A 23,222-nucleotide genomic window follows, 5' to 3' on the forward strand; every position below is an offset into this window, starting at 1 on the left:
CCGGCGGCGTTGGGCGCGGCGGCTGTCGGTGAGCAGCATCAGCGCCAGCAGTGCCCTTGGCTGCGGTTCACCGGGCATCAGCTCGCACAGCAGGGTGCCGAGCCGGATCGCTTCGTCGCACAGCTCGTCTCGCACCGCGTCGGGGCCCGAGGTGGCGAAGTAGCCCTCGGTGAACACCAGATAGATGCAGGCGAGCACGGCCGGTGTGCGTTCGGGCAGCAACTGCGGGGGCGGTACCCGTAGCGGGATGCCCGCGTCGCGGATCTTGGCCTTGGCCCGGCTGAGCCGTTGCGCGACCGTGGATTCCGGTTGCAGGAAGGCCCGCGCGATCTCGGCCGTGCGCAGCCCGCACACCAGCCGTAACGTCAGCGCGACCCGGGATTCCGGAGCCAGCGCGGGATGGCAGCAGGTGAAGATCATCCGCAGCTGATCGTCGGCGATCGAACCCACAGCCGGCTCCTCGTCCTCGGGTGCGAGTCGGGCGGCGGCGAATTCCTTGGCCTCGCGGGAGGATTCGCGCCGCAGGCGGTCCAGGGCCCGATGCCGGGCGGCGGTGGTGATCCAGGCGCCCGGATTGTCGGGACCGCCGCGCTGGGGCCAAGTGCGCAGCGCGTCGGCGAAGGCTTCCTGGACGGCGTCCTCGGCCAGACCCACATCGCCGGTCAACCGGGCCAGGGTGGCGACGGCCCGGCCGAATTCGGCGCGATAGACGCGATCGAATTCGGCCGGATCGATGGTCATGGACAGTGTTACTGGCCGAGGTCGACGATCTGGCGCAGTTCGGTGCGCCCCTTGGCGCCCAGCGGGATCTGGGCGGCGATCTCCGAGGCCGTCCGCCGATCAGGGGCCGCGAACAGGTAGAGCCCGTCGACCACCTCCGCGGTTTCGCCGAAGGGACCGTCGGTGATGGACAGTTCGCCCTCACGCATGCGCAGTGTCGTCGCCGATGACGGCGGCCGCAGCGCGCCACCGCCGCGGATCGCTTCGCCGACCCGCTCGGCGAAGCGCTGATGCTCGGCCAGCGCGGCCTCCCATTCCGGGGTGTCCGGCGCGATGACCGTGTCGGCGCGGTCCCACAGCAGTGCCATCCACCAATCGGCGCCCGGCGTGTCGTGCGGGGTCCATTGCACCATCGGGCGCAACTCGATCGCACCGGTCTCGACCGCAGGAACCTGGCGGCCCAGTCCGATGGCCTCGTCGAGGTCGGTCACCTCGAAGACGTAGAACCCGCCGACCACTTCGGCGCCCTCGGCGAACGGGCCGTCGGTGATCAGCGTGGTGTCGCCGTCACGGGTGACGTTCACCGCCGTACTGGACGGATACAGGGCCGCGCCGCCGGCGATGGCGGCGGCGACCCGTTCCTCGAATTCCGCATACCGCTGGACCTCGGCGTCGAACTCCACGCTGCCCGGAGCGGCTTCCGGATCGTCATCGCGCCCGACGAGCAATGCCAGGTACTGCATGGCAGTCATCCTTCCTCGAATCGGAGGAGCCCGATACCCCTCTCACCAGCACGACGGATGGCGACCGCGGTTCTCGACATCGCTGCCGAGATTGTTCGGATCGGGGTGCCCGGGTATCCACGCGGGCGGGAAGCGGGTCAGCCGCCGGCGAACGGCGGCAGCACGTCGACGCGAGGGGTCAGGGCCGCGGCGGCGTCGCGGGTGAGTTCGTCACCGACGAGGTAGGCGCAGACATCGAGCATCTTGTCCAGGTCGGGGCCGTACGCGCGGGCCAGGGCGGTGCGCAGGTCACCGACGGTGGCCCCATCGGGTAGGTCGAGCGTTTCGGTGTCCTTGCCGACCGCGTCGGCGATGGCGGCGAAATAACGGACCTCAACCACCGATGGCTCCCATCGTCCGTTCGGGTGGGACGAAACCGGCCGCCTCGATCCCGTGGCCTGCCCACTTGTTCCACATCGCGCCCCGCCACAGCTGCGCGATCTCGGCGTCGCCCGCACCGGAGCGCAGCACCGCGCGCAGGTCGAACTCCTGATCGCTGAACAGGCACGAGCGCAGCATGCCGTCGGCGGTGAGCCGGGTGCGGTCGCAGGTATCGCAGAACTTCCTGGTCACCGAGGCGATGATGCCCACGGTCGCGGGCCCGCCGTCGACCAGCCAGCGTTCCGCCGGCGCCGACGGATCGGATCGTCCGGCGGCGGTGAGTTCGAACCGGGTGCCGAGCACCTCGAGCAGTTCGGCCGCGGTCACCATATTCGTGCGCGCCCACTCGTGGTCGGCGTCCAACGGCATTTCCTCGATGAACCGCAGCTCACAGCCCTCGTCCAGGCACCAGCGCAGCAGATCCGGCGCACCGGCCAGCGTCTGGCGCATCAGCACCGCGTTGACCTTCATCGGAGCCAGGCCCGCGTCACGGGCGGCGCGAATACCGGCGAGCACCGAGCCGAGCCGGTCGCGGCGGGTGAGGGTGGCGAAGCCGAAGCGGTCGACGGTGTCGAGGGAGACATTCACCCGGCCCAGCCCCGCGCGTGCCAGCCCAGCGGCCCGATGTTCCAGCCCGACCCCGTTGGTGGTCATGGCCAGCGGCGTCTGCGGCACCTGCTCGTGGCAGCCGGCGATGATCTCTTCCAGGTCGCGGCGCATGAGCGGCTCGCCACCGGTGAACCGGACCTCCGATATGCCCAGTTCACGCACGGCGAGCGAGACCAAGCGGACGATCTCGGCGGCGGTCAGCAATTCCTCGCGAGGAATGGCGGGCAGGCCCTCTTCGGGCATGCAGTAGGTGCAGCGCAGCGAGCATTTCTCGGTGATGGAGACCCGGAGGTCGCGGGCGACGCGGCCGAATCGGTCCACCAGCAGTGGTGTTTCGGGGCGGCCGTCGAGCGAGGGACGCCCGGACCGCACGGCGGGGATGCCCATCTCGACCAGCGTCACCCCTCCATTATGACCCGTCGGCCGCCGGGCACCACGGCGCCGTCGCCGTTGCCGCACCTCACAATCGCCGCCTTCCACAGGTGAGGCGATGACCGCGACCACGCCCACGACCTGCGATTAGGCTGAGCGCATGACTTCCCGGTCCGCCACCGTCGCCGCCCGGTCCGTCGCCGAATATCGCGACCGCATCGAGGCGCTGCTGCGTCCGCTCGCGGCGCGACCGGTCGAGACCGTCGCCGTGTCCGCAGCCCTGGGCAGGCAGCTGGCCGACACCGTGCACGCCCCCGTCGACCTGCCGGTATTCCGTAACTCCGCGATGGACGGCTACGCGGTGCGGGCCGCCGACGTGGCCGTCACACCGGTGACGCTGCCGCTGTCGGGCGTGGTCGCGGCCGGCGATCCGGGCCTGGAGCCGTTGGCGCCGGGGACGGCGCGCAAAGTGATGACCGGCGCGCCGGTGCCGCCGGGCGCCGACTGCGTGGTCCCGGTGGAAGACGCGCACGCCGAGGCGGGCGCCGTCGTCGTCGAGCGTGGCCGCGGCCGCGGCGAATTCGTGCGCGAACCGGGCACCGACGTGCGCGCCGGTGACCGACTGGTCGCCGCCGGAACCTTGCTCGCGCCACGGCATATCGCCGCGCTCGCGGCGGTCGGCTTACCCGCGGTGCGGGTGTTCGAGCCGATCCGGGCGGTGGTGATCACCAGCGGAGACGAACTGGTCCCGGCGGGCACCGCGCTGGCACCCGGACAGATCTACGATTCCAACGGCATCGCGCTGGCCGCCGCGCTCACCGCGAACGGCGTCAGCGTCGCAGGCGTCGAACACAGCGGCGACCAGCCCGCGCAGTTTCGCCGGATACTGTCGGCCGCAACCCGTTCCGCGGATGTGGTGTTCACCACCGGCGGGGTGTCCAAGGGCGATTTCGAGGTGGTCAAGGACGTACTGGAGCCGATGGGCGGGCAGTTCGGCTCGGTCGCGATGCAGCCGGGCGGGCCACAGGGGCTGACCGTGGTCGACGGTGTTCCGGTGCTCAGCTTCCCTGGTAATCCGGTCAGCGCGATGGTCTCGTTCGAGGTGTTCGCGCGGCCGATGCTGCGTCATCTGGCCGGGCTGCCCGAGGTCGAGGTGTTCGAACTGCCGCTGCTGAGCGCGATCGGCTCGCCGCAGGGCCGTCGCCAGTTCCTGCGTGGGCGACTCGCCCATACCGCGGGTGGGCCGCGCGCGGTGGAGGTGGTGTCGGGACCCGGCTCCCATCTGGTGGCGAGCATGGCAGCGGCCGATGTGCTCATCGATGTGCCCGCGGAGGTCGATGCCCTGCCGGTCGGCGCGACTGTGCGAGTGTGGTCGCTGTGAACGAGTTGTCGCATGTGGACGCCGAGGGCCGCGCCCATATGGTTGATGTGAGCGCCAAGGCCGAGACCACGAGGGTCGCGGTCGCTACGGGTGAGCTGCGCACCACCGCGGAGGTGGTCGCCCTGGTGCGCGCCGACGATATGCCGAAGGCCGATGTGCTCTCGACCGCGCGCATCGCCGGTATCGCGGGCGCGAAGAAGACTTCCGAGCTGATTCCGCTGTGCCATCAGCTGGCGCTGTCCTCGGTGCGGGTGGCGTTCGGATTCACCGAGGACTCGATCACCATCGAGGCCACCGCGAAGACCAAGGGGCCCACCGGTGTCGAGATGGAGGCACTGACCGCGGTCGCGGTCGCCGGGCTCACGCTGCACGACATGGTCAAGGCCGTCGATCCGGCAGCCGTGCTGACCGGGGTCGGACTGCTCACCAAAGACGGTGGAAAGCACGGGCATTGGCAGCGGCCGGCAGCGGCGGGGCCGGCGGCCCCGGCCGTCACGGCCGACCCGCGCCCGGCGGGACGACCTGCCGAGGCGGAGTCGCCGGCGCGGCCGGATAAGACCGCCGTCGTGCTGGTCGCCTCGACCGGCGCCGCCGTAGGCACCCGCACCGACACCACCGGTCCCGCACTCACCGAATGGCTTCGCGGCCTCGGGTTCTCGGTGCGTGGTCCGCTGATCTACGCCGACGCCGATATCGCGGCCGGACTCACCGACGCACTGCGCGAGGCGCCCGACCTGGTCGTCACCACCGGCGGCACCGGCGCCTCCCCCACCGACGCCACCCCGGAAGCGACCCTGGCCGTGCTGGATCGGGAGCTGCCGGGCGTCGCCGAGGCCATCCGGCAGCGCGGGACCGCGAAGTTCCCGCTCGCGGCATTGAGCCGCGGGGTGGCGGGGCTGGCCGGCCGGACGGTGATCGTGAACCTGCCGGGCTCGCCCGGCGGAGTCAAGGACGGAATCGCGGTGCTCGAGCCATTGCTCGGGCATCTGCTGGCTCAGGTCGCAGGAGGCGGTGACCATGACAACGGGTGATCTGGTGCGGCTGGCCGAGATCAGCGATCGGCCGCTGGATCCGGCGGTGGTCGACGCCGCCGTGGCAGGACCCGAACACGGCGCGGTGGTCGTGTTCACCGGGGTCGTGCGCAATCACGATGGTGGGCAGGCGGTATCGGCGCTGGAGTATTCGGCGCATCCGGACGCCCAACGCTTTCTGCGCCGTTGCTGCGCGGAGCAGGCCGAATCCACGGGGCTGCCGGTGGCCGCGGTGCATCGGGTGGGCAGTCTGACGATCGGCGATCTCGCCATCGTGGTGGCGGTCGCCGCGCCGCACCGGGCCGAAGCCTTCACCGCCTGCGCCGAACTGGTGGACCGGATCAAACACGAGGTGCCGATCTGGAAGCGGCAGCTGTTCGCCGACGGCCTGTCGGAGTGGGTCAACGCCTGCGGCTGAGCGTTCGACCTGCGGCGACGCATATGTAGTCGGGGCCGGGCTGTCGTTGTTGGGACAGCTCGTCGCGCTCGCGAGATGTCGCGTACGGGACAGATTTTCCGCGTTTATCCGGGAATTCCATCGGGTAAACTCTCGCAACATTTCGTGACGAGTCATGGGATGTCCGTATACGGTGGCCGTCAGGTGCTTCCAGATCTCCCGCAGGAGAGGGCATGCGTACTGACCAGGTCACGTTGCATCGGTTCGTCATCGGCGAGCTCACCGCGGCCGGATTGGACCGAGACAAACTGATCCGGGATATCGGACTCCCCTCATGGGCCCTGGCCAGTCCCGAGGCCTATGTGCCGAGCGAGATCTTCGCCCGCCTGTGGGAGGTGGCCGAACACGAGCTGGGCGATCCGGCCGTCCCCGTGCGGGTGGCGAGCCGCTACAGCATGGGCTGCCTCGGCCTCTACGACTACCTGTTCTCCACCGCACCCGATCTCGGCTCCGGACTGCGCACCCTCGGACCCTATGTCACCGCGGTGACCACCAACCACCGCTGGGACTTGGTCGCCGAGAACGACGACGAGGTGACGCTGTCGATCGAGATGGTCGACCCCGCCGGCCATAGCCGCGACCGCATTCACTTATGGGGGCTGGCCGCCGTGGTGGCGCGCAGCCGACTGGTGGTCGCGGCTCCGGTGGTGCCGGTGCGGGTGCGGCTGTGCCAGGCGCCGCCGACGTCACGGGAGGCCTATGTCGAGCTCTTCGGCACCACCGATATCGAATTCCGGGCGCCGATCGACGCGGTCACTTTCCGCGCCGCCGATATGAATTTGCCGCTCACCTCGACCGATCCGACCCTTGCCACGGTGCTCAAGCCCTTGGCCGATGCTCTGCCACCGCCTCCGCCGCTGGCCACCACCTGGGCGGATCAGGTGGCCACGGCCTTGGCCAAGGCCCTGGAAGTCGGTGAGGTGTCGCTGGAAGCGGTGGCGCGCCGGATGGCGACGAGCCCACGGACTTTGCAGCGACGGCTGATGGAGGCGGGCACCACCTGGCGGCAGGAGGTGGACCGGGCGCGCGCGGCGCGGCTGGCCGAGGCCACCGCGACCGGTCCGATCACGCGGGCCCGGCAGGCGCAACTGCTCGGATACACCGATCCCGGTTCGATCCGGCGTGCGGCGCGACGCTGGTCGATCACCGCCGCGCATCGCCGCTGCGAGCAGTTGGACTGAACGTCGCCGACCCGACCCGAGGCCGGCGATGTCCGGTCGACGGTGGTTACTTCAGGAATCGAGCGGCGATCCGCCAGAATGTTCCGCCCTCGATCGACCGGAAGTCCCAGCTTCTGGCGGCCGCGTGCGAGGCGGCGACGATCGCGGGAACGTCGAAATCGTATCGGGTTGCCGTTCCTTTGGCTTCCAACGCGGCGATCACATAAGCAGTGGCAGTTTCCCTGGTCGCGTACATGACCCTCTCCCCTCGTCGAGCGAACTTCGAAACTGTCCGCAGTGCGCCGGGGGCCCACAGAGGCGACACGCCTAGTGCGGCGACACGACGAACATGTTTACGAGTTTTGTGCGACGGGTACCGACGCGCCAGCGCCTATTGCGCCACTTTGGTGATAAACGCGCCAATTTCGGATTGGGCGCCGGGCGGGCTCAGTGTGGAACGTAGCGCCAGACCGGCAGCATCGCGGGTTCGTCCAGCAATTCCTCGCCCACGTGCACCGTCTCGTTCAGGCGTTTGCGCGCCAGTTCGGTATCCAGGCCCGAACCGATGAGGACCAGCCTGCTACCGCGGTCCTCGCCCCGCCGCCACGCGGCGGGCTCGCACACGAGATGTCTTCCTACCATGTGCAGTACGAACTTGCGATGTTCACCGGCGACCGCGAACGCGGCGAACCCCTTGGCGCGGAACAATCCCGGCGGCGGATCCTCGAAGAAGCCGATCAGCTGCCTCGGGTCGAGATCACGAGAACTGGTGAACGACACGGTGACGTATTCGTCGTGCAGATGGCGGTGGCCGTCGCCGGGATCGTGGTGATGCTCGGCGAGCAGCTCGTCGAAGCTCAATTGCTGGGCCACCCGCGGCGCTTCGCGCAGCGGTTCGTCGAACAGCAGTCCCGGCTCGATCCGGCCGTGGCTGGTCGCGTACACCGGAGCCGGCTCGATCAGCTCGGCGATCTCCGAGCGCAGCGCCGCGAGTTGGTCCGGCTCGACCCGGTCGGCCTTGTTGACCACCACCAGATCGGCCAGCCGCAGGTGATCGGCCAGATCCGGATGACGCTGCCGATGCGCCGGAAACTGTTCGGCGTCGACCACTTCCACCAGCCCGCCGTAGCGGATACGCGGATTGTCGCTGGCCGCCACCATGCGGATCAGGTTGCGCGGTTCGGCCAAGCCGCTGGCCTCGACCACGATGACGTCGATGCGGGCGCTCGGCTGGGCGAGCCGATCGAACAGTTCATCCAATTCGCTGACGTCGACCGCGCAGCACACGCAGCCGTTGCCGAGCGAGACCATCGCGTCGACCTGGCCCGCCACCAGCATCGCGTCGATATTGATCGCGCCGAAGTCGTTGACGACGACCCCGATCCGGGTGCCGCGATTATCGCGCAGCAGATGGTTGAGCAATGTCGTCTTGCCGGACCCGAGGAACCCGGCGACGATCACGACAGGAATCGACTGGGCCACCCGGACACCCTACTGGCATCCGCCGACGCCCACTCCCCACGGCCGGGTGCCGACGCCGGCTCAGTCCGTCGGCGCGAACAGGGCGGCCGCCAGCGTGTAGGCCAGGTTGATCAACTCGGCGGTGATCGCGGTGTCATCCATGCCGAGCGCCTTCGCCAGCGGCATCAGCAGTTCCATCACGGTGGCGACGATGCCGTCCTCGGAGCCCTTGGTGCCCGCCTCCGGGGAGGTGCTGCTGGATCCGCTCGGCGCCTCGGTGGTGTTCGGCGCCGACTTCGGTGTGCTCGTCGGTGCGGCCTGGGTCTGCGGCGCGTTGGAGCCGGGAGCCGTGCGTGAGTTGTTCACGCCGGGTCGTTGCGCGGGAGCCGCCGGGGCCGTGGTGGTCGTCGTCGGCGAGGTCGTCTGCGCGGGAGTCGGCGATCCGGCCGGGGCCGGAGCGGCGGGCGTCGACGGAGCCGTGGTCGTCGTGGGGGCCGGTTCCTGCGGTGCGGGCGCCGCGGCCGGGGAGTCGGCGCCGGTGCCCGGCGTCGCGACCGGGGTGTCGGCCGACGGCGGTGCGCCGAGCAGGAAGCTCACCAGTCCGGTGGTGATGGCGATGGCGTGCTTCAACTGGCCGTCGCCGGATTCCAGTAGCGCGGCGTCCTCGGGGTTGGCGCCGTTGCCCATCTCGATGAAGACATCGGGCACGGTCGTCAGCGCGGGGCCGGCGACGTCGGCGCGGGTCTGCAAGCCGTCCACCACGCCCGCGTAGTTCGCCGCCGGGAAGCCCGAGGACAGGTAGGCATCGCGCATCGCCTTCGAGGCGGCCAGCCCAGCCGTGGATTGCACTTGGTCGGCCTTGGCGTCGGGGATCGGCAACTGCGGCACGATGACGTGGAACCCGCGATACTGCGCGGGCGCGCCGTCGGCGTGGATACTGACGGCGACGGCGGCACCGGATGCGTTGGCGGCCGCGGCGCGCTCGTCGATGCATCCGCCCCAGCCGCTGTCGTCCTGGCGGCTGAGCACCACTCGGGCGCCGAGGCTTTCCAGCGAGGTCTTGACCAGCTGAGCGACATTCCAGTTGATGGTGTGCTCGGCGACGCCGTTGACGGTGGTCATGCCGGTGGTCTGGCAGTCCTTGGTTCCCCCGCGACCGTCGCTGACCTGACGGGACAGGTTCTCGGTGTGATTCGGGCCCTGATGGCCCGGATCGAGGAAGACGGTGCGGCCTGCCAGCTTGGTGGCCATGTCGGGCGATATCGGTTCGGCGGACGCGGTGACACCGGACAGGGTGAACGTCAGCGCCGTACTGACGACGGCGCAGAGACCAGCCTGGACGAAGTTCGGCTTCATATGCGGTCGGCGCTCCGGGACGGAGCGCCCCTCCCTTCCCACGAGCTTCCCACTAGCAACACCAAACCCAGTGGTTCACTCTGGTCACAGCGGCAACCGCAGCGCAACCCCCGTTATGGAAGTGTGATCTGAGCCACGAGCGTTTCTCGCCGCAGCCGAAGGAAGGGACGTCCACGCAGGTCAGGCGGCCCGAGGCAGCTGCCGCAGGGTGCGCAGCGCGTAGTGCACCCTGGTCTTGACGGTGCCGACCGGGACACCGAATTCGGCCGCGACCTCCTGATAGGCCCGATCACGCAAGATCACTTCGACCACCGCGGCCCGCTGCGAATCGGTCAACCGGGCCAGCAGATCGTCGACCAGCAAACCGTCGACCAGACCGTCGGCGAAGTCAGGGTGCGAATAGCGGACGTCGCTGAGCTCGGAGACCTCTTCCCAGCCGGTGTCACCGGGCCTGCTCGCGCGCGCCCGCGCCAGATCGATCAGCACATTGCGCTCGATGGCCAACAGCCAGGTCCGCAGGCTGCCCTTGCGTTCGTCGAATCGGGCACACGAGCGCCAGGCCCGCAGCAGGGTCTCCTGGACGGCCTGCTCGGCCAACCCTTGATCGCCGAGCGCGTGCATGGCGCGCCAATGCAGTAGCGCGCGGTCCTCGGCCAGCACCGACGCCAGGCCGTCTTCGGTGCACAATCGAGCGCACCCTGTCCCACACGCGGATCCGGAAACCATTCGAGCCGAGCGACGAGCTGTCATGTAAGAGATATCGCGCATCGACGCGCCGGTGACATCACTCACACCGATGAAATTGTGCGAATCGACGAAATTCCCCGAATCGCCCAATGGGGATGCACCCTTCTGGTAGATCTGCCGGGGAGATTCGGGGATCTCAGACCGGCCGCTTTTCGGCGGCGACTTCGCGGGATTCGAGGAGACATCGTCATGCGTGCAGGCACGCTGGTCATCGCCGGAGCCATCGCTTCGGTCACCACATTGCTCGGCGGTGGGACCGCTGCCGCCGCACCGGCCACCGAGATGCCGCACGACGGCGTCTATATCGTCGGCGTCGATATCGGCCCCGGACTGTGGGAAGCTCCCGGGACCCCCGATCCGGCCAAGTCCTGCGATTGGCGGCGGCTATGGAAGGTAGCGGGCGACAACACCGATATGCGGTATGTCCGGGCCAACAATTACACCCGCGAACGTCCGGTCCGGGTATTGATCGAAGCGCACGATGTGGCCTTCCGTACGGTGAATTGCGGTCCCTGGCGGCAACTGCCCACGCCGCCGAACAGCGGGTCCGCCGGCGCCCTCCCGACCCGAGGCTGATCGAATTCCACCGGCCCCGCACTCACTATCGAGCACCGTTCAACAACGCTAGGGTCGGACCATGACGAGGACCAGAATTCTGATCACCGGCGCGAGCGCGGGGCTCGGCGCGGGCATGGCACGGCAATTCGCCGCCAAGGGCCGCGATCTCGCGCTGTGCGCCCGCCGGCTGGACGCGCTCGAGGCCCTGCGCGACGAACTGACCGCCGCGCACCCGGATATCACCGTCGCGGTGCGTGCGCTAGATGTGGACGAGCACGCCGCGATCCCGGGCGTCTTCGGCGAACTACGCGACGAACTCGGTGGGCTCGATCGCGTGATCGTGAACGCGGGAATCGGCAAGGGCGCCAAGATCGGCACCGGCCGCGCCGATGCCAACCTCGCCACCGCCACCACCGATTTCGTCAGCGCGCTGGCCCAGGCCGAGGCAGCGCTGGAGATCTTCCGCGAACAGAACTCCGGTCACCTGGTGCTGGTCTCGTCGATGAGCGCCGTCCGCGGATTCCCCGGTAAGCGCGCCGCGTACGCGGCGAGCAAGGCAGGCCTGGCGGCACTCGGCGACGGGCTTGCCACCGAGCTGCGGACCTCACCGATCGCGGTGACCACGCTGCTCCCCGGCTTCATCGCCACCGAGATGGTCTCCCAGGCCGGCGACACCCGGATGATCGCGCCGCTGGACAAGGGCGTCGCCGCGATGGTCGCGGCGATCGAGGCCGAGCGGGTACGCGCGTGTGTCCCCGGGTGGCCGTGGCGGTTGTTCGATCTCGTACTCCCCCGGCTGCCTCGTGCGGTGATCGCCAAGATCGGCTGACCGGATTCCGGCACACTCGTGATCATGATCGATTCCGAAGGCACCACGCTGTTCCACCAGACCATGCCGTTCACCGAACGGCTCGACGTCGAAGTGCTCGAGCACGGTCCCGCCCTGGTCCGCAGCAGGCTCGCTTGGGACGAGTCACTGTGCACACTCGGCGGGGCGATGCACGGCGGCGTGCTCATGTCGCTGGCGGATGCGACCGCGGCCGTCTGCGCGTTCCTGAACCTCCCCGAGGGCGCGAGCGGCACCACCACCGTCGAGTCCAAGACGAACTTCGTGCGCGCGATCCGATCGGGGCACGCGGTCGCGTCGAGTACCGTGCTACATCCCGGCCGGAAGTTCATCGTCGTGGAAACCGAGATCCGCGACGACGCCGACAAACTCGTCGCGAAGGTGACCCAGACCCAAGCCGTGCTCTGATCGCGCCGGTCCCCCGTTAAGCCGGCCTTAAGCCCGTCTCGAGAGTCGGGCGGCATCGTCACCGGTGCCGGCCGGACCTGTTCCGAGAGGGGGGAGCAGGTCCGGGCGGTGCGCAAAACCGCACGGCGGCAACCTTTCCGCGAACTCCGCGTGCTGACGCTCCGCCATCCCGACGGGTTGCGGGCGCATCGCCCGGCATCCTACGATCCCGCTCGGCCCACCGAACACCAGCAGAGACGGGATTGTCTTGCCGAACGCGCATCCGGGACACCACAGTCCGCGCCGTCGCTTCACCGGCCGCCGCCTCCTCGGCGCACCCGCTGCCGCATTGCTCGCGGTCGCTGCCGGTTTCCTGGCACCGGCTCCCGCCCTCGCCGACCCCGCCTCCTGCCCGCCCGCCGCGGTGTCCACGGCGACGGCGGCGCGGATCCCGCTGCTCGATTGGTCGGAGAACGTCGGCTTCGATGCCAAGGGAAACCTCTGGGTTTCGCGTATCTTCCGCAATGTGGTCGAGCGCTACGACCGGGCCGGCAACCTCACCGCCACCGTGCCGGTCACCTTCCCCGGCGCCGTGCGGCCGGGCCCGGACGGGCTGATGTATGTCAACTTCGGCAACATCACCACCAGCACGATCATGAAGACCGGCGGAGTGGTGCGGTTCGATCCCGCCGCGGCGAACCCGGTGCCCGAGGTCTTCGTCGACAACATCGGCATGGCCAACGGCGCCGCCTTCGACGACGACGGCTACCTCTACATCACCGACACCGGCGGTGGCATCATCCGGGTACGCCGCGACGGCAGCATCGACCGTGCGTGGACCGCCGCCGCACCACAGGATTTCGGGCTCAACGGTCTGGTGGCGCACGGCGACGCGCTGTATGTGACGCTGCTGTCGAGCCCGACCGCGCGCGTGCTGCGTGTCCCGATCGCCGATCCGGCGCATCCGACCGTGGTGGCCGATCTGTCGCCGCAGTCGAATCCGCCCGCGCTGCCCGATGATCTGACCATCGCCCCCGACGGCATGCTCTACGTGAGCACCGCGACCGGCAGGCTGGCCCGGGTGAACGCCGCCACCGGCGCCACCTGCACCGTGGCCACCACCCAGCCGATCACCGCGCTCGCGGTGTCGCCAGGACCGGACGCCACCGTATACGCCGGCACCGAAGGCGGCGACGTGCTGCGCATCCGGTTGAACCAGGGGAACTGACGACGACGGCGGGTAGCGCGCCGGCTCGACGCGCTACCCGCCGCTCATCTCGGCGCGCTATTTGCCGTGCGCGCGAAGCTGGTAGAGCCCTTCGGTTTCCGCGACCACCACGCCGTCGGCATCGGTGACCACCGCTTTCAGGGTGAAATCGGACTTGCCCGCCGCGGTGGCCTCCGCCACGATCCGGTCGATCTCCGCCTCCGGCAGCGTCGCCTCGGCCCGCACATCGGTCTTTGCCGGTTTGCGGAAGAAGATGTGCAGGTCCTTGACCAGCGGATAGAACTCCGAGTTGTCGAAGGTGGCGACGGCGATCGCACCGCCGAGGATCTCGGCGACGGTGAACAGCACGCCCGCGTACATCACCCCGAAGTGGTTGCCGTTGCCCGCGACGGGCACCGTGGTTGCCGCGTACCCGCGACGCACCTCGACCGCCTGCACGCCCATGGTGTGCGCGATCGGGATGGTGTGCTCCATCGCCGCGTTCACGATCTCGGCGAAGGGAGGGGTGGCGTCGTCGCTCATGCGCAACAGTCCTTTCGACAGACTCGAACGTCCGGACATCGCGCCCGGACCGGGTAGGTGCCCTCGGATCCCGATATTGGCACTGCGCCAATACTGGCACGGCGGAGCCACCTGCGGAAGATGGCTATCATGAGAATCGAGGCCGCAATGTCCCGCGGCCGACCGGACGATCGAGACCGTACCCGGGCAGCGACAAGACGGTATTCCCGAAAGGAACACCGGCATGGCATGGGCAGTACTGATCGTTTCCGGCGTCCTGGAAGCCGTCTGGGCTACCGCGCTCGGCAAATCCGAAGGCTTCACCCGGCTCGCACCCTCGGCGATCTTCGCCGTCGCGCTCATCCTGTCGATGGCCGGGCTCGCCTACGCGATGCGCACCCTGCCGGTGGGCACCTCGTACGCGATCTGGGTGGGCATCGGCGCCGCCCTCACCGTCGTGTACGCGATGGCCACCGGCGACGAAAGCATCTCCGTGCTGAAGATCGGATTGCTGGTGCTGATCGTCGGCGGTGTGGTGGGCCTGAAGCTGGCCCACTGACGCCGCGCTGCGACCGCTAAGCGGCCGCGGCCTTCACCGTCACCGGGATCTCGTCGGTGCTGGCGTCGGGCACCTCGGTACCGCGGATCGAGGTGCCCGCCGTCTCCCGCAGGAACGCCCAGGCCACCAGGCCGATCAAGGTGGCGCCGATCATGTAGAAGGCAGGGAACAGCGACCAGCCGGTCGATTCGATGACGGCCTCGTTCACCAGCGGTGCGGTACCGCCGAACACCGCCGTCGACACGTTGTAGCCGAGTGCGAAGCCCGCGTAGCGCACGTGGGTCGGGAAGATCGCCGGGAAGGTCGCGCTGATGGTGGCCAGCTGCGGGATGTAGAACAGGCCGAGCACCACGAAGCCGAGCACGGCCCAGCCGGTGCCCACTCCCATCAGCCAGTACATCGGCACGGCGAGCACGGCCAGCCCGACCAGCGAGACCAGCCACAGCGGGCGGCGCCCCACCCGGTCGGACAGACCGCCGAAGAACGGGATGCACACCATCATCACCAGCTGGCCGATCAGCATCATCGTGGTGGTGGTCGACTCGTCGAGGCCGATCGTCTTCTGCAGGTAGGTCGGCTGGTAGGTGAGCAGGGTGTAATTGACCACGTTCAGCGCGACGACCAGCCCGGCGAGGGTGAACAGCTCACGCGGGTAGTTGCCGATCAGCTCGCGCAACCCGGTCGGCGGGTGCGGGTTCTCGGCGACCTCGGTGAAGACCGGGGATTCATCGAGCTTGGCGCGCAGGTACCAGCCGATCAGGCCGAGCGGAATGGCCAGCAGGAACGGGATGCGCCAGCCCCAGTCGTGCATGGCCTCCGAGCCGACGGCGAGCTGGCAGGCCAGCACCACGGCCGAGCCGCCGACGAATCCGCCGAGGGTGCCGAATTCCAGAAAGCTGCCCAAGAACCCGCGCTTGCGGTCGGTGGCGCATTCGGCCAGGTAGGTCGCGGCGCCGCCGTATTCACCGCCGGTGGAGAAGCCCTGGATCACGCGCAGCAGGATCAGCAGGATCGGGGCGATCACACCCACCTGGCCGTGCGTGGGCAGCACGCCGATCAGGCCGGTGGCGGCGGCCATCAGCAGGATGGTGGTGGCGAGGACGGCCTTGCGGCCGATGCGGTCGCCGAGCGGTCCCCAGACCATGCCGCCCAATGGGCGCAGCACGAAGGAGATGGCGAAGCCGAGCATCGTCCCCAGCGTGCCCAGCTCGCCGGGGAAGAACGCGTCGGTGAGATAAGTGGCCGTCGCGGCGTAGACGCCGTAGTCGAACCACTCGGTGGCATTGCCCATCGCCGACGCGGCGACCGATCTCTTGATACGCCCGGCTTCCGGTGTTCGGTCCGTCACGAGCACGTCCTCTCTCCGGCCGCCGAACCACCCCTACTGGCTCGCCCGGCACTGATCCGATCAGCCCTTCGGCGGCAGTGGTGGCCGAGGGCGCGATACGAAGAACTTCGTTACCCGCTTACCGTCGGCAGTAAACACCCCGCTATCCGCGGTCGGTGCGAGAACCGCCGTGCCGACCTGCGAGTCTGCGACTAAATGTGATCCCCATCACAGTTGCTTGAAATGGGGCGCGTCACAGTGCTTCCCCTGTCCTGGGACGGCGCGGATCACCACGATATGACACATCGGCGAGCGGCCGACGGGCCGGCTTCGGAAGGACGCGCATGGGCTCAACTGTTTTCGCGGTCGCGCTGCCGATCGCCCTCGGCATCGTCATGTTCGGCCTCGGGTTGACGCTGACCGTCGCCGATTTCGCCCGGGTGGTGAAGTATCCGAAGGCGGCGGTCATCGCGTTGACCTGCCAGCTGGTGGTGATGCCGGTCATCTGTTTCGGCCTGGTGCGCGCCTTCGGGCTGGACGGTGCCCTCGCCGTCGGCATGATGCTGCTCGCCGCCTCACCCGGCGGTTCGTCGGCCAATCTGTTCAGCCATCTCGCGGGCGGGAATGTGGCGTTGAATGTGACGCTCACCGCGATCAATTCGGTGCTCGCGGTGTTCACGCTGCCGATCGTGGTCGGCCTGTCGTATTCGGTCTTCCTCGACGACGGCGCCGGCCTCGGGCTGCAACCGGCCAAGTTCCTCCAGGTCTTCGCCATCGTGCTGGTGCCGGTCGCGCTCGGGATGTGGGTGCGTCACCGATGGACCGCATGGGCGCTGCGCAGGCAGCGCACGGTCAAGATCGGTTCCGGCGTGGTACTGGTGCTCGTGGTCTGTGCCGCACTGTTCGCCGAATTCGACGCCTTCACCGATCATGTCGGCGAACTCGGCGCGATCGCGCTGCTGCTGTGCACCATCGGGCTCGGCATCGGGTACGGCGTGCCGCGACTGTTCGGTGTGCGCCACGAGGATGCGATCGCCTCGAGCATGGAAATCGGTGTGCACAATGCGGCCCTTGCCATCGCGGTCGCGGCGACGGTGCTGAACAACGACACGATGGCCGTGCCGGCCGCGGTCTACGGATTCCTGATGAACATCCCCGCGGGTATCGCGACCGTGGCGTTCGCGCGCTCACGCGGGCAGCAGGCCACCGGCGAACCCGGCGCCGAATCACTGGCGGCCGATCGGACCGCCTGAGCGCCGGATACCCGGCCGGCAAACCCGCTGCACCGCGCGGCCGGCTACCGCACGGCTCGCTCGGCGTCCTGCGGCTCCGGCAGCACTCCGTCGGCGCGGAAGGCGGCCAGGTAGCGGTCGATGACCTCGGCGGTGATCGGCGGGCAGCTGATCCCGGCCGGTTCCAGGGCACCGCGAGCCCGGCTGTCGTCGAGGATGACATCGGCGACCCCCGAATCGCCGAGATCTGCGTAGTTGCCGATCAGCAGGGTCGCGCGCATGAGGTCGTCGTGGTCGACGGCCTGCTCGGCCAGCCGCTTTTTCGCCTCGTCCAGATCGACGGTCTCGATCCGGTAGCCCATCCGCACCAGCCCGTCGAGGATGTCGGCCACCCGGGTCGGGGTGGTATTGACCAGGTGATAGCGACCCGAGTCCGGCAGGCCGGCATTGGCGATGGCGACCAGCGCGCGGGCCACGTAATCGACCGGGGCGAGCGAGACGGCGGTATCGCCGAGGTCGGGTGTGACGCCGAGCAGGGCGGCCGCGCGCACCATTGTCCACATCGAATCGTCGGCGCTCATCACGCCGGTCTCGACCGAGCCGCAGATGAGTCCCGGCCGGTAGACCGCGACCGGTACGCCACGTTCACCGGCCGCCAGCACCAGCTGCTCGGCAACCCATTTGGCGGCGACATAGCCGTGCCTGGTGACCTCGGCGGCGGGGATAACGCTGTCTTCCAGCACTACTCCGCTGGTTTCGGTGCCGAGTACGGCGTTGAGGGTGGAGACGAAATGCACCGGTTTGATCCGGACGGTCGTTGCCAGCCGCAACACCTCGGTGGTGCCACCGACATTGGCCGCGCGCAGATCCGCGTAGGACTCCAGATGATTGACCCGCGCACCGTTGTGGTGGATAACGCTGATCCGGGCGGCCAGATCGGCGAAATCGGCTTCGCTCAGACCCAGACGCGGCTGCTCCAAGTCGCCGGGCACGGCTACCACCCGCTCGGCCAGGTCGTGGTTGGGCAGCTGGTAACGGGCCAGCGCGGCGCTGATCCGGCGTAGTCCGTCGGCCTGGTCGCGGCCGCGCACCAGGCACCAGATGCGGGAATCGGTGCGGTCGAGCAGTTCCCGCAGCAGGTGCACGCCGAGGAAGCCGGTAGCTCCGGTGAGCAGGACGTCGCCGGTGTCCACCGGCGGCACCAGGCCGGCGATGTCGATCGCGGGGTCGAGGCGGCTGTCGGCGGTCAGCTGGGCGACCCAGCGGTCGTCGCGTTCGGTGGCCGGTTCGAGGGCGGCCAGCGCCCGCACCGTCGGCTGCTCGAACACCGTGCGCGGGTCGACCTCGAGCCCCAGCCGTTCGGCCAGCCGCGTGCGCAGGGTGAACACGAGCAGCGAGGTGCCACCGAGGTCGAAGAAGGTGTCGTCGAGGGTGATCGCGTCGGTGCCGAGGACCTCGGCGAACACCGCGGCCACGGCGATTTCGCGGTCGGTGGTCGGCAGGTCACCTGCGTCGGCGGAGGTCTGCCCGGTACCGGCCGTGTGGGTCGGCGGCTGGTACGCCGAGCCTGCGTGCCCGCTCTGTGACCCCGGCGCACCGATGGCGCACGCAGGATCACCGACGATCCGAGCCACCATGTCTTGGAACCGGCGCGCGATATCGGCGACCGTCGAGCGATCGTATCGTTCGGTGGCATAACGGAATTCGGCGGCGAGACCGGCACTACCCGGAACCTGGCGAACCGTGAGGGCGAGTTCGAAATGGGTGCTCGCACGCGGGAGCTCGAGTACGTCGACGCGCAGCCCGGCCAGTTCCAGAGTCGGCAGCGCCGGCAGGTTCTCGAAGGAGAACACCGTCTGGACCAACGGCGAGCGGCCCTCTACGCGCGGCGGATTCACCGCGTCGACGATGTGGTGGAACGGGACGTCGGCATTGTCGAACGCGGCGAGCGCGGCCTCGCGGACCCGGGCCAGCAGCGCGGTGAACGGCTCCCCCGGCTCGACCGCGACCCGCACCGGCAGGGTGTTGACGAACATGCCGACCAGATGGTCCACCGCGGGATGCCCGCGGCCCGCGACCGGGGTACCGACCGTGATATCGGTGCTGCCGCACAGTTCGTGCAGCAGTGCGATGTAGGCGGCGTAGGTGACCATGAAAACGGTCGCGTCATGCCGCCGCGCCAGCGCGGCCAGGGCGGAGTCCGTCGCCGCCGGGAGCTGGATATCGACAGTGGCGCCGTGGCCTTCGCTCGCACCGGCACGGTCCGCGGGAAGCGGCAGATAAGCGGGTGCACCGGCCAGCGTGCGGGTCCAGTGTGCGAGCTGACGGGCCGCAGTCGAGTCGGCGTCGGTGCGCTCGCCGAGCCGATCCTGCTGCCAGAGGGCGTAATCGGCGTACTGCATCGGCAGCGGCGCCCAGGCAGGCTTGTCACCGGCCGCGTGCGCGGCGTAGGCGGTGGTCAGGTCGGCGATCAAGGGGCCGAACGACCAGCCGTCGGCGGCGATGTGGTGGGCGACGAGCGCGAGCACATGCTCCCCGGCACCCAGTCGCAGCAATCGCACCCGTACCGGGAGATCCCGGGCCAGGTCGAACGGTGCGGCGGCCAGATCGGACAACCGCTGGTCCAGATCGGGACGTTCGAGGTCGATCGGCGCGAGGTCGATCAGCTCGGCCGCGCGCGCGGTGGCCAGGATTCGCTGGTAGGGGCCCGTCGACGTCTCCGGGTAGACCGTGCGCAACACCTCGTGCCGGTCCAGCACGGCGGTGACGGCGGCCTCGAGCACCAGCGGATCCAGCGGCCCGCGCAGTCCGAGCGCGACCGGCAGGTGATAGGCCGCCGATTCCGGCATCAGTTGGTTCAGCAGCCACAGCCGCAGTTGGGCCGGTGCGGGCGGAATGCGTTCCGGGCGCGGGCGTATCGCCGGCACCGGTGCGTCATCGGCGCGGGTGTCCAGGCGTGCGGCCAGGCTCGCCACGGTGGGGGTGTCGAAGATCGTGCGCACACCGGTGCCGAGCCGTGCGGCGACCTGCGTCGCGGTCAGCGAGGTGCCGCCGAGGGCGAAGAAGTCCGCGGTGGCACCGACGGATTCGAGGCCGAGCACGTCGGCGAACACCGCCGCCACCCGGCGTTCGGCCGGCGTGGCCGGTGCGCGGAACCCGGTGCGGCCGAAGACCGGTGCGGGCAGCCTGCGGGTGTCGAGTTTGCCGTTGGCGGTCAACGGCAACGCGTCGAGCACCGTGTAGGCGGCCGGGCGTAGATAGGCGGGCAGCGCGTCGGCGAGTTCCGCCCGCAGGGCGTCGAGGTCGATGCTCGTGCCGGGCGCGGGGGACCAGGTAGGCCACCAGATGCGCTCCCGTGCGCTCATCGGTGTGCACCGTGACGGCGGCCCCGGCGATCTCCTCGCGCGCGGTCAGGACGGTCTCGATCTCGCCCGGTTCGATCCGGTGCCCACGCACCTTGATCTGAAAGTCGGTGCGGCCGTGGTAGATCAGCGCAGGATCCGGGCCGTCGGTGATCGTCACCAGATCGCCGGTGCGGTACAGCCGATCACCCGGCCCATACGGGTCGGCGACGAAACGGGTCGCCGTCAGGCCCGGCTTGCCGTGATAACCGCGCGCCAGCGCGGGACCACCGATATACAGCTCGCCGGGAGTGCCCGGCGGCACCGGACGCAGCAACGCGTCGAGCACCACCGCGCGGAACCCGCGCAATGGCGCGCCGATGGTGACCGGACGGCCGGCCACCAGCTCACCGATGGTGGCGATATCGGTGGCCTCGGTGGGGCCGTAGCCGTTGCGCATCAGCCGTCCCGGAGCCCAGGCCTCGACCAGATCGGCGCGGATGGCCTCGCCGCCGACCCCGAGCACCCGCAGCGACGGCAGCGCTGCCGGGTCCAGGGTCGCCAGCACGGCGGGCGTGATGATCGCGTTGGTCACCGCCTCGCGGCGCATGAGCTCGGACAGATCCTCGCCTGCCACCACGTAGCGTGGCGCGACGACGAGGGTGGCGGCACCGGCGAGCGCGCACAACTGCTCCCCGACGGCCATGTCGAACCCGGGCGAGGCGTGATGCAGCGTGCGCGCACCCGGATGCAGGTCGTAGCGGTCCCGGCGTTCGGCGGCCAGATTGGCCAGCCCGCCGTGGGTGACCAGGACGCCCTTGGGTGTGCCGGTCGAGCCGGAGGTGTAGATGAGGTAGGCCGGATGGGCCGGGTCCAGCCGGGCGCGGCGTTCGGCATCGGTGACCGGTCCCGCCTCGGTGCCGGCGGTCGTCGCCGGATCGTCCAGTAGCAGCCAGGCGGTGGCGTCGGGCAGGCCCTCGCGCAAGGCCGCGGTGCTCACGCCGAGGCGAGCGCCGCTGTCGCCGAGGATATGCGCGATGCGCTCGGCGGGATAACCGGGATCGATCGGCACGAACGCGGCTCCGGCCTTGGTGATCGCCCACACCGCCGCCACCGATTCCGCCGAACGTTCCAGCACCATCGCGACCAGGGTTTCCGGTCCGGCGCCGGCGGCGATCAGGGCGCGCGCGAGCCGGTCGGTCCAGGCGTCGAATTCCGCGTAGGTCCAGCGCCGATCGCCGTGCACCACGGCCGTGCCCTGCGGGTTACGCGCGACCGCCGCCGCGATCAACTCCGCCAGCGGCACCGTCGGCACCGCCTCGGGTCCCCGCCAAGGCACCAACAGCTCGCGTTCCTGCGGCCGCAGCACCTCGAGGCCATGCACCGCGGTGTCGGCGGGCGCGGTGACGAACTCGCTCAGGAAATCCAGGAAGCGCCCGTGCTCGGCGATCAACTCCGCGCGGGTGTACCGATTCGGGTTGCCCTCCCATTCCACCCGCAGACCGGTGTCGGCGGCCGGGCAGATGTTGAGCGCGAGGTCGGCCACCGGACCGGTGGACAGCAGGTGCAGGGTGCCGGTCGCATCGCCCAGATCGACGCCGGCCCGGAAGTTCATGATGTTGACGGCCGGGCCGAATCCGCCCGCGTCCGGGCCTCGGCGCGCGATCCGCGCCACTTCTTCGCCGCGGAAACGCTGATGGCGCAGCGCCCCGCTCAACTCGCGGCGCGCGGCGGCGAGCAGCTCGGCGATGGACACCGCGGTCCCGGTGCCCACCCGCAGCGGAACGACGTTGTTCACCATGCCACCGGCGCGGCGCAGTACCGCGGTGGTGCGTGCGGTCACCGGCAAGCTGAGCGTCACCTCGGGCGCGGCCGTCATCCGGGCGAGGTAACCGGCCAGCGCGGCCACCAGCACAGCGGCGGTACCGGTTGCGCCCGCGGCCTGCTCCAGCGCCGCGTGCAGTTGCGGCTCGAGCGGGCCACCCACCACGATGGCCTGAGCTGCGGGAGGCCCTGGCCGCGTCGCGAGCGTCACCGGTTCGGGCAGACCGTCCACCTTTTCGGTCCAGTAGCGGCGATCGGTGTCGTGCCGGGTCGACCGCAGGTAGGCGAGATCGGCGTCGACCAGCTCGGCGGGCGAGTGCTCGGCCCCGGCGGGCGGCTGCTCACCGCGCACCATCGCCGCGTACAACTCGGCGTGGCGCTGCTGCAACCGCATGGCGCCGTAGCCGTCGAGGGCGATGTGATGGGCGCGGCCGTAGATGAAGTGGCGGTCGGGGCCGATGTGCAGGATCGTCGTCTGCACGGGCGGATCGTCGCGGAGGTCGAACGGGGTGCTCTGATCCGCGCGCATCCAGGCGTGCGCGGCGGATTCCGGGTCGGGTTCGCCGCGTAGATCGAGGTAGCCGATCTCGTCGTCCTGGTCGTAGTCGATCCACTGCCGCACCTGGCCGTCGTAGTCGACGTCGAATCGCAGGTAGGCGCCCAGCTCGCGGGCGGCCCGGCGCGCGGCCTCCTGATAGACGTCGCGGTCGAGGGGGCCGACCACGTCGATGTACTGGGTCGTGGTCAGCGGAACCTCACCCAGCAGCTGCTGGGCAAACCACACTTCCCGCTGCGCCGACGTCAACGGCAGGGACTCACCGACTTCGCCGGACGATCTCATCGCGCTCTACCTTGCAACTAGCGGACCAAAGCCAAAAGGTTAGCCTAGCCTTTGCCCATAATCCACCTGAGCGTTACGAACAGATAGGTTTGCCACATATTCGCTGAACGTGCCGTTCGT

At 69.5% G+C, this 23,222-nt stretch carries 21 protein-coding genes, 1 pseudogene and 1 riboswitch; of the genes and pseudogenes, 10 read left to right on the forward strand and 12 right to left on the reverse strand.

Translation table 11 applies throughout. From position 1 onward, the window contains the following. The 4 genes from RJ05_RS17890 to moaA form a co-directional block, all read right to left on the reverse strand. A partial coding sequence (locus RJ05_RS17890; protein WP_036538682.1) for an RNA polymerase sigma factor occupies positions 1–741 on the reverse strand: 741 nt, incomplete at its 3' end. An 8-nt stretch (positions 742–749) separates the two neighbouring features. Continuing rightward, on the reverse strand, positions 750–1,463 hold the full coding sequence (locus RJ05_RS17895) for a YciI family protein (RefSeq protein WP_036538684.1): 714 nt from the start codon (positions 1,461–1,463) through the stop codon (positions 750–752). Between the two features lie 137 nt (positions 1,464–1,600). Continuing rightward, positions 1,601–1,843: a MoaD/ThiS family protein gene (locus RJ05_RS17900; protein ID WP_036538686.1), complete on the reverse strand. Its 243-nt coding sequence runs from the start codon at positions 1,841–1,843 to the stop codon at positions 1,601–1,603. Continuing rightward, entirely contained in the window at positions 1,836–2,894 is a 1,059-nt protein-coding gene (moaA, locus tag RJ05_RS17905) for a GTP 3',8-cyclase MoaA (protein ID WP_036538689.1), read from the reverse strand. Before moaA ends, RJ05_RS17900 begins: the two co-directional genes overlap by 8 nt. Before the next feature lie 130 nt (positions 2,895–3,024). Here moaA and RJ05_RS17910 point away from each other — a divergent pair, with 130 nt between their 5' ends. The 4 genes from RJ05_RS17910 to RJ05_RS17925 all read left to right on the forward strand — a co-directional run bounded on the left by RJ05_RS17910 (position 3,025) and on the right by RJ05_RS17925 (position 6,914). Further along, positions 3,025–4,245: a molybdopterin molybdotransferase MoeA gene (locus tag RJ05_RS17910; protein WP_036538691.1), complete on the forward strand. Its 1,221-nt coding sequence runs from the start codon at positions 3,025–3,027 to the stop codon at positions 4,243–4,245. 38 nt (positions 4,246–4,283) lie between these two features. Continuing rightward, positions 4,284–5,276 carry a bifunctional molybdenum cofactor biosynthesis protein MoaC/MoaB gene (moaCB, locus tag RJ05_RS17915; RefSeq protein WP_228798882.1) on the forward strand — a complete coding sequence of 331 codons (993 nt, stop codon included), beginning with the start codon at positions 4,284–4,286 and terminating at the stop codon, positions 5,274–5,276. Continuing rightward, positions 5,263–5,694 carry a molybdenum cofactor biosynthesis protein MoaE gene (locus RJ05_RS17920; RefSeq protein ID WP_036538692.1) on the forward strand — a complete coding sequence of 144 codons (432 nt, stop codon included), beginning with the start codon at positions 5,263–5,265 and terminating at the stop codon, positions 5,692–5,694. The genes moaCB and RJ05_RS17920 overlap by 14 nt, the downstream gene beginning before the upstream one ends. A gap of 212 nt (positions 5,695–5,906) precedes the next feature. Then, complete coding sequence (locus RJ05_RS17925) at positions 5,907–6,914, forward strand: AraC family transcriptional regulator ligand-binding domain-containing protein (RefSeq protein ID WP_036538694.1); 1,008 nt, start codon at positions 5,907–5,909, stop codon at positions 6,912–6,914. A gap of 46 nt (positions 6,915–6,960) precedes the next feature. Here RJ05_RS17925 and RJ05_RS17930 read toward each other — a convergent pair whose 3' ends face one another. The 4 genes from RJ05_RS17930 to RJ05_RS17945 form a co-directional block, all read right to left on the reverse strand. Then, positions 6,961–7,149, reverse strand: a complete 189-nt coding sequence (locus tag RJ05_RS17930; RefSeq protein ID WP_036538696.1) for a hypothetical protein — start codon at positions 7,147–7,149, stop codon at positions 6,961–6,963. Between the two features lie 191 nt (positions 7,150–7,340). Then, positions 7,341–8,375, reverse strand: a complete 1,035-nt coding sequence (locus tag RJ05_RS17935) for a CobW family GTP-binding protein (RefSeq protein WP_036538697.1) — start codon at positions 8,373–8,375, stop codon at positions 7,341–7,343. A gap of 60 nt (positions 8,376–8,435) precedes the next feature. Next, on the reverse strand, positions 8,436–9,710 hold the full coding sequence (locus RJ05_RS17940; protein WP_036538699.1) for an N-acetylmuramoyl-L-alanine amidase: 1,275 nt from the start codon (positions 9,708–9,710) through the stop codon (positions 8,436–8,438). A 180-nt stretch (positions 9,711–9,890) separates the two neighbouring features. Then, positions 9,891–10,397: a sigma-70 family RNA polymerase sigma factor gene (locus tag RJ05_RS17945; RefSeq protein WP_036538701.1), complete on the reverse strand. Its 507-nt coding sequence runs from the start codon at positions 10,395–10,397 to the stop codon at positions 9,891–9,893. 249 nt (positions 10,398–10,646) lie between these two features. Here RJ05_RS17945 and RJ05_RS17950 point away from each other — a divergent pair, with 249 nt between their 5' ends. From RJ05_RS17950 to RJ05_RS17965, 4 genes are all read left to right on the forward strand, one after another. After that, on the forward strand, positions 10,647–11,033 hold the full coding sequence (locus RJ05_RS17950; RefSeq protein ID WP_036538702.1) for an Rv1352/Rv1906c domain-containing protein: 387 nt from the start codon (positions 10,647–10,649) through the stop codon (positions 11,031–11,033). A 61-nt stretch (positions 11,034–11,094) separates the two neighbouring features. After that, positions 11,095–11,844 (forward strand): SDR family oxidoreductase, encoded by a 750-nt coding sequence (locus RJ05_RS17955; protein WP_036538704.1) that lies wholly within the window; start codon positions 11,095–11,097, stop codon positions 11,842–11,844. A 24-nt stretch (positions 11,845–11,868) separates the two neighbouring features. Beyond that, on the forward strand, positions 11,869–12,270 hold the full coding sequence (locus RJ05_RS17960; protein WP_036538720.1) for a PaaI family thioesterase: 402 nt from the start codon (positions 11,869–11,871) through the stop codon (positions 12,268–12,270). 247 nt (positions 12,271–12,517) lie between these two features. Continuing rightward, on the forward strand, positions 12,518–13,477 hold the full coding sequence (locus tag RJ05_RS17965) for an SMP-30/gluconolactonase/LRE family protein (protein WP_051016675.1): 960 nt from the start codon (positions 12,518–12,520) through the stop codon (positions 13,475–13,477). Positions 13,478–13,534: 57 nt separating this feature from the next. On the opposite strand, the gene RJ05_RS17970 is transcribed toward RJ05_RS17965, so the two are convergent. Next, entirely contained in the window at positions 13,535–13,999 is a 465-nt protein-coding gene (locus RJ05_RS17970; RefSeq protein WP_036538705.1) for a PaaI family thioesterase, read from the reverse strand. A 135-nt stretch (positions 14,000–14,134) separates the two neighbouring features. Further along, positions 14,135–14,206: riboswitch (guanidine-III (ykkC-III) riboswitch) on the forward strand. Positions 14,207–14,222: 16 nt separating this feature from the next. Here RJ05_RS17970 and RJ05_RS17975 point away from each other — a divergent pair. After that, a complete protein-coding gene (locus RJ05_RS17975; RefSeq protein ID WP_036538707.1) occupies positions 14,223–14,537 on the forward strand; it encodes a DMT family transporter in 315 nt (104 codons plus the stop codon). A 16-nt stretch (positions 14,538–14,553) separates the two neighbouring features. Here RJ05_RS17975 and RJ05_RS17980 read toward each other — a convergent pair whose 3' ends face one another. Further along, a complete protein-coding gene (locus tag RJ05_RS17980) occupies positions 14,554–15,828 on the reverse strand; it encodes an MFS transporter (RefSeq protein ID WP_036538709.1) in 1,275 nt (424 codons plus the stop codon). Between the two features lie 380 nt (positions 15,829–16,208). On the opposite strand from RJ05_RS17980, the gene RJ05_RS17985 reads away from it, so the two are divergent. After that, entirely contained in the window at positions 16,209–17,117 is a 909-nt protein-coding gene (locus tag RJ05_RS17985) for a bile acid:sodium symporter family protein (RefSeq protein ID WP_036538710.1), read from the forward strand. A gap of 44 nt (positions 17,118–17,161) precedes the next feature. On the opposite strand, the gene RJ05_RS29425 is transcribed toward RJ05_RS17985, so the two are convergent. Then, positions 17,162–20,461 (reverse strand): thioester reductase domain-containing protein, encoded by a 3,300-nt coding sequence (locus RJ05_RS29425; protein WP_081597392.1) that lies wholly within the window; start codon positions 20,459–20,461, stop codon positions 17,162–17,164. A gap of 73 nt (positions 20,462–20,534) precedes the next feature. After that, positions 20,535–23,102, reverse strand: a pseudogene (locus tag RJ05_RS32380) (amino acid adenylation domain-containing protein); the annotation flags it as partial. Between the last annotated feature and the right edge of the window lie 120 nt (positions 23,103–23,222).

The sequence above is a fragment of the Nocardia cyriacigeorgica NBRC 100375 genome (genome assembly GCF_000308555.1).
In the GTDB taxonomy this organism is placed as follows: domain Bacteria; phylum Actinomycetota; class Actinomycetes; order Mycobacteriales; family Mycobacteriaceae; genus Nocardia; species Nocardia cyriacigeorgica.

What these genes read in the sequence shown, in the direction of transcription:
- RJ05_RS17930 (WP_036538696.1), bottom strand. Translation starts at nt 7,149, where the DNA reads ATGTACGCGACCAGGGAAACTGCCACTGCTTATGTGATCGCCGCGTTG.
- RJ05_RS17955 (WP_036538704.1), top strand. Translation starts at nt 11,095, where the DNA reads ATGACGAGGACCAGAATTCTGATCACCGGCGCGAGCGCGGGGCTCGGC.
- RJ05_RS17950 (WP_036538702.1), top strand. Translation starts at nt 10,647, where the DNA reads ATGCGTGCAGGCACGCTGGTCATCGCCGGAGCCATCGCTTCGGTCACC.
- RJ05_RS17920 (WP_036538692.1), top strand. Translation starts at nt 5,263, where the DNA reads ATGACAACGGGTGATCTGGTGCGGCTGGCCGAGATCAGCGATCGGCCG.
- RJ05_RS17960 (WP_036538720.1), top strand. Translation starts at nt 11,869, where the DNA reads ATGATCGATTCCGAAGGCACCACGCTGTTCCACCAGACCATGCCGTTC.
- RJ05_RS17940 (WP_036538699.1), bottom strand. Translation starts at nt 9,710, where the DNA reads ATGAAGCCGAACTTCGTCCAGGCTGGTCTCTGCGCCGTCGTCAGTACG.
- moaCB (WP_228798882.1), top strand. Translation starts at nt 4,284, where the DNA reads ATGGTTGATGTGAGCGCCAAGGCCGAGACCACGAGGGTCGCGGTCGCT.
- RJ05_RS17925 (WP_036538694.1), top strand. Translation starts at nt 5,907, where the DNA reads ATGCGTACTGACCAGGTCACGTTGCATCGGTTCGTCATCGGCGAGCTC.
- RJ05_RS17895 (WP_036538684.1), bottom strand. Translation starts at nt 1,463, where the DNA reads ATGCAGTACCTGGCATTGCTCGTCGGGCGCGATGACGATCCGGAAGCC.
- RJ05_RS17970 (WP_036538705.1), bottom strand. Translation starts at nt 13,999, where the DNA reads ATGAGCGACGACGCCACCCCTCCCTTCGCCGAGATCGTGAACGCGGCG.
- RJ05_RS17975 (WP_036538707.1), top strand. Translation starts at nt 14,223, where the DNA reads ATGGCATGGGCAGTACTGATCGTTTCCGGCGTCCTGGAAGCCGTCTGG.
- RJ05_RS29425 (WP_081597392.1), bottom strand. Translation starts at nt 20,461, where the DNA reads ATGAGCGCACGGGAGCGCATCTGGTGGCCTACCTGGTCCCCCGCGCCC.
- RJ05_RS17910 (WP_036538691.1), top strand. Translation starts at nt 3,025, where the DNA reads ATGACTTCCCGGTCCGCCACCGTCGCCGCCCGGTCCGTCGCCGAATAT.
- RJ05_RS17985 (WP_036538710.1), top strand. Translation starts at nt 16,209, where the DNA reads ATGGGCTCAACTGTTTTCGCGGTCGCGCTGCCGATCGCCCTCGGCATC.
- RJ05_RS17980 (WP_036538709.1), bottom strand. Translation starts at nt 15,828, where the DNA reads ATGGGCAATGCCACCGAGTGGTTCGACTACGGCGTCTACGCCGCGACG.